This is a genomic window from Comamonas sp. 14P8.1.4, assembly GCF_057799285.1.
In genome coordinates, this window is record NZ_JBYOKN010000033.1 from 1 (window position 1) to 918 (window position 918).

1 protein-coding gene is annotated in these 918 nt (G+C 56.0%); it reads left to right on the forward strand.

Annotated features, from left to right (window positions below; genetic code table 11):
- The coding region (locus AC27VO_RS16500; RefSeq protein WP_488667803.1) for a flagellin at positions 1–703 on the forward strand (703 nt) is incomplete at its 5' end.
- Between the last annotated feature and the right edge of the window lie 215 nt (positions 704–918).

Here is a 918-nt window from a genome sequence, read left to right on the forward strand (position 1 = left end):
CAAGATGGAGGGGCTGGATGCGTCCCCCGCTGCGACCTACGCAGAAGTGGCCGCAGATGCCATCACTTTTAAAGTGGATGGTAAAGACTTCAGCCTGGGTGCCATTGATGCTGCCAGCTCTACGACAGAGCGTCTGGGCCAAATTACAGCAGCGATCAACGCCAAGACCGCTGATACCAATGTGACGGCTTTCCTGGCAAAGGCGGACGATGGCTCTTACGCCTTGACGCTGATGTCGGACAAGGGCGTGACGGCTGTTGCAGGCTTGGCTGACGCCATGACCAGTGCAGATACTCCTGCAGTGCTTCTGCAGGCCAAGATCAATGGCGCCGCAACGGCAACGGACATTGATGATGCCAATGTGGTTTCTGTCGCAGGTACCGAAACCACAGGCATTGAAACCCTGGATGTGTCGACCCAAGACGGTGCATGGCTGGCATTGAAGAAGATTGATTCGGCCATCGACCAGGTGAACTCGGCCCGTGCAGACCTGGGTGCGTTGCAGACGCGCTTTGAGAAGACGATCGAGAACATCGACATCATGAACGAGAACATCACGGCAGCACGTGGCCGCATCGTGGACACCGACTTTGCGTCGGAAACTGCGAACTTGAGCCGTGCGCAGATTCTGCAGCAAGCGGGCACGGCCATGGTGGCACAAGCCAACCAGTCGACCCAGAACGTGCTGAGTTTGCTGCAATAACAAGAGCTACTAGCGCTTGCTGAATAAGCATTAGAAGGCTTTTTGAAGAAAAACTCTTTATCAAGCTGACGGGCTGCAGATGCCTGTCACTAATGCCCTGCCTCCCCCCTGGCGCAGCAAGCGCTACTTCTACACATGGCGTTGGCGGCTTTGCAAACGCACAGCCGCCAACTGCGATATGGCAACCGTTTTTGGGAGTGTCGCTGGGTTCGGTA